The following is a 3,462-nucleotide window of genomic DNA, read 5'->3' as shown; positions in this document are numbered from 1 at the left end:
AAGCAGCCGACGACAAGAACGCCGCCTGACACGGCCACTGCAGGCCGATCACACGTCCAGGCCAACTCGGCTCTGGCAACCAAGGAAACCAACTAAATCAGTCTCCAAGAAACCCGGGGCTTGACAGGCTTCAGTGGTGATAGCGATCTGGGCGGTCTTGATGATCACGGCCATCGTGTGGTTTTGAGGCGTGCCAGCCGGTCGATCCTCCGTGAGGACCTGTGATCTGCAGCAGAGTGGCCCGAATGGCTAGGGCCAAGACCTGTGCCGCCGACTCGACTCCACCAACGTAAGCGAGTAGCCCGCGGCAGAAGCGATAGCAGGCGTCGGCGTGCACGGCGTCGATGATGATACCGGCTGAGTTGGGGCTGTCCCAGACCTCGAGTCTGTAATCCAGGTTCAGAGGTGCGTCGATGAAGGCGCGGCCTTCCAGACGGACGTACGCCCACTTGCGGTCGTCGAGCCACTAGGACGAAGTCCGACGGGCCGATGTGCACGTTCCTGACTGTTCTGGGTCGAAGTAGCCCGTCGATCCGGCTGTTTGGGGGATGGTCAGGAGTGGCCCGCGCTTCGTAGGGTCGATGGGTTCATTCCGATAAGGCAAGGGTTTGTCGATGGCTGTCGTTCCGGTGTTCGTTTCGTCCACGTTTCGCGATTTCCACGGTGAGCGGGACATTCTTGCCGGTCCGGTGCGGGAGCGGCTCGATGAGTTAGTTGCTCCGTTGGGAATCCGTGTGGAGTTGATTGACCTGCGTTGGGGCGTCGACACCCTCGGCATCTCCGAGGAAGAAGCTGCCCGCAAAGTGCTCGATGTTTGTCTCGCGGAAGTTCAGCGAGCACGGCCGTTGTTTATGGGATTGGTGGGTGCCCGCTACGGGTATGTGCCCGAGGCCGTCCACGCGCATGCGGTGGCGGGTGCGGCGGGTGTCCCGGAGTCGCAGTCGATCGAAGGACTTTCGGTCACGGCGCTGGAGTTCGGTCTGGGGCTGTTGTGGGAATCGGCGCCGGAGGGCGATCACTTGGTGGTGTTTCGGGATCTAGTCGGGCAGGTACCTGATGGTTGGGCAGATAGCGACCCGACGGATGTCCGGCGGTTCCGTGATGAGGTGGCCGAGAAGGTGCGGCACCGCGACAGTGTGGTGGTCGTGGAGTACACCGCTGAGGTGGGTGCGGCGGGTGCGGCATTGGATGCGGTGCGCAGTGCTGGGCGCACGGTCAGTTTCGAAGACTTGATGGTCGGCTTGTTGGCGGGTCCAGTGGTGCGCCAGGCCGAGGAGTTCGCTCGGGTCAGCGAGGCCGCAGGAACGTCGGGTAGTGAACGGTTGTTCCGTGATGATCATGCGCTGATGGTGGGTCGCGATGAGATGGTTGCTGAGGTTGTGAGCGCCGTGGTGGCGGGTGAGCGGGTGGTGCTTGTTGGGGAATCGGGCTCGGGTAAGTCGACGGTGGTGTGCGCGGTAGAGGACGCATTGCGTGGTCGGGAGGTGCGGGTGGTGTCGGCGTTGCTGGGGGCGAGCACGGTGGGCGCGTCAGCGCGAGTGTTTATCGAGCACATCACCGAACAGCTCGTTGCCTGGACGGGGCGGGATATCGCGGTGCCCGAGAAAACCGATGTGGAGGAGCTGTCACGGTGGTGGCGAGACACCCTGACTGAGATCCGTGCCGGGTTCGGTGAGTTCGTGATCGTGGTCGACGCGTTGGATGCATTCTCCGGTGAACCGGAGCGCTCTGATGTGTGGCCGGTTCGCAGGTTGCCGGCGGGGGTCGGGCTGGTTGTTTCGACGACGAGTGCGGCACATGCGCAGATTCTTGTCCATGAGGGGGCACGGCGGGTGGAGGTGGGCCTGTTGTCGGGTCGGACGGCGGCGGAGGCGGCGGAGATGTGGACGCGCTCTGCGGGTAGGAGCTTGCCGGAGGCGGTGTTGGCTCTGGTGGCGGGTGAGTCTCGTGTTCCGTTGTGGGTTCGTCTTGCGGTGGATTTGCTGGGTGATTTGGATGCCGATGATTTCGCTGCGATCGCCCATGAACCGGATCAGGCTCAAGCGATCGCTGACCTCCTGACCGCTGAGGCACGGATGTTGCCAGGTGAGCCTGCGGAGTTGGTGGAGGTATTCCTCGATACCGTGTCCGCGCGCCTGGATTCGGTGAGTGCGACCGTGCTTTTGGGTGCGCTCGCGGTCTCGCCCTCGGGTTTGGCGCCGGCTGATCTTGGACGTCTGCTTCAGGATTCTGACGCGCAAATCAAGGTGGCGACGCTGCGGCGGGTGCTTGGTGGTCAGCTCCGTGAGTCTGATGTGACTGGCCGCCTCACTTTCTCTCACGGCATTGTTCGCGACGCGGCCGTTCGTCGGGCGCCCGCAGATGTTCATCAGCGGATCGTGGCGGTTCTCGGCGCCGATGACACGTGGGATGCCACTGATGCTCTTGACGCGCTTTGGCATGCCATTTCCTCGGGCGACGTCACTTCGGCGCCGGTGCTGGCCCGCGCTCTCAATCTGCAACCGGCCGGGACCGAGGTCACGCTGATGCGGGCACTTCGTTCCCACTCCGAAGGGTTTGCGGTGGTTGAAGCACTTGAGGCGAGTTCACTCAGCCAGGTGGGGCTTGAGGCGCTTCTCAAGGCTGATGGAACCTGGGGCGGCGAGTATCTGCAGGCGGAGAACCTGGTCAGTTACGCGCAACGCGTGCTCGCAATCACGCGGGAGGCCAGTGCGCTAGCGGGGGAGCGCCTGGTGATGTGGGCAGCATGCAATGTAGGGAAGGCGCTGTTTGCGGTGGGGAATGTAGCGGGGGCGCGGGTGGCCTTCGAAGATCAACTGGTGCTTGCCCGGCAGTTACGGGAGATACAGCCGGACGCTATGCAGGGGGTGCGGGATGTTTCGGTATCGCTGGACTATGTGGGCGCGGTGTTGGAGGCGGTGGGTGATTTGTCGGGGGCGCGGGTGATGTTTGAGGAGTCGTTGGCGTTGGCGCGACAGTTGCGGGAGGCGCAGCCGGGTGCCGTCGGGCCGGTGCGGGATGTTTCGGTGGCGCTGGAGAAGGTGGGCGCGGTGTTGGAGGCGGTGGGTGATTTGTCGGGGGCGCGGGTGATGTTTGAGGAGTCGTTGGCGTTGGCGCGACAGTTGCGGGAGGCGCAGCCGGGTGCCGTCGGGCCGGTGCGGGATGTTTCGGTGGCGCTGGAGAAGGTGGGCGCGGTGTTGGAGGCGGTGGGTGATTTGTCGGGGGCGCGGGTGATGTTTGAGGAGTCGTTGGCGTTGCGTCGACAGTTGCGGGAGGCGCAGCCGGGCGCGGTGGGGCCGGTGCAAGACCTGGCCAGCTCGTTGCAGATCGTTGGGGACTGTCCCGCCCCGGGTTTGATGGAGACATCGAAACCTGGAGGAACAGAGGAAGATGGCAGCACAGCGTAAGTACCCGTTGGAGTTGAGGGAGCGGGCCACTCGGTTGGCGGTGGAGGCTCGGCGG

General features: G+C 64.0%; 1 protein-coding gene and 1 pseudogene. One reads left to right on the top strand and one right to left on the bottom strand.

Translation table 11 applies throughout. The features are described from left to right. Positions 1–328: 328 nt before the first annotated feature. Positions 329–503 (bottom strand): annotated as a pseudogene (locus ABD989_RS17770) (inositol-3-phosphate synthase); the annotation flags it as partial. A gap of 111 nt (positions 504–614) precedes the next feature. On the opposite strand from ABD989_RS17770, the gene ABD989_RS17525 reads away from it, so the two are divergent. Continuing rightward, positions 615–3,407 carry a DUF4062 domain-containing protein gene (locus ABD989_RS17525; protein ID WP_345314487.1) on the top strand — a complete coding sequence of 931 codons (2,793 nt, stop codon included), beginning with the start codon at positions 615–617 and terminating at the stop codon, positions 3,405–3,407. Positions 3,408–3,462: the final 55 nt, after the last annotated feature.

Origin of the sequence: Gordonia alkaliphila (genome assembly GCF_039542465.1) — a bacterium.
GTDB classification, from domain to species: Bacteria; Actinomycetota; Actinomycetes; order Mycobacteriales; family Mycobacteriaceae; genus Gordonia; species Gordonia alkaliphila.
This window is presented reverse-complemented; position numbering and strand designations above follow the sequence as displayed.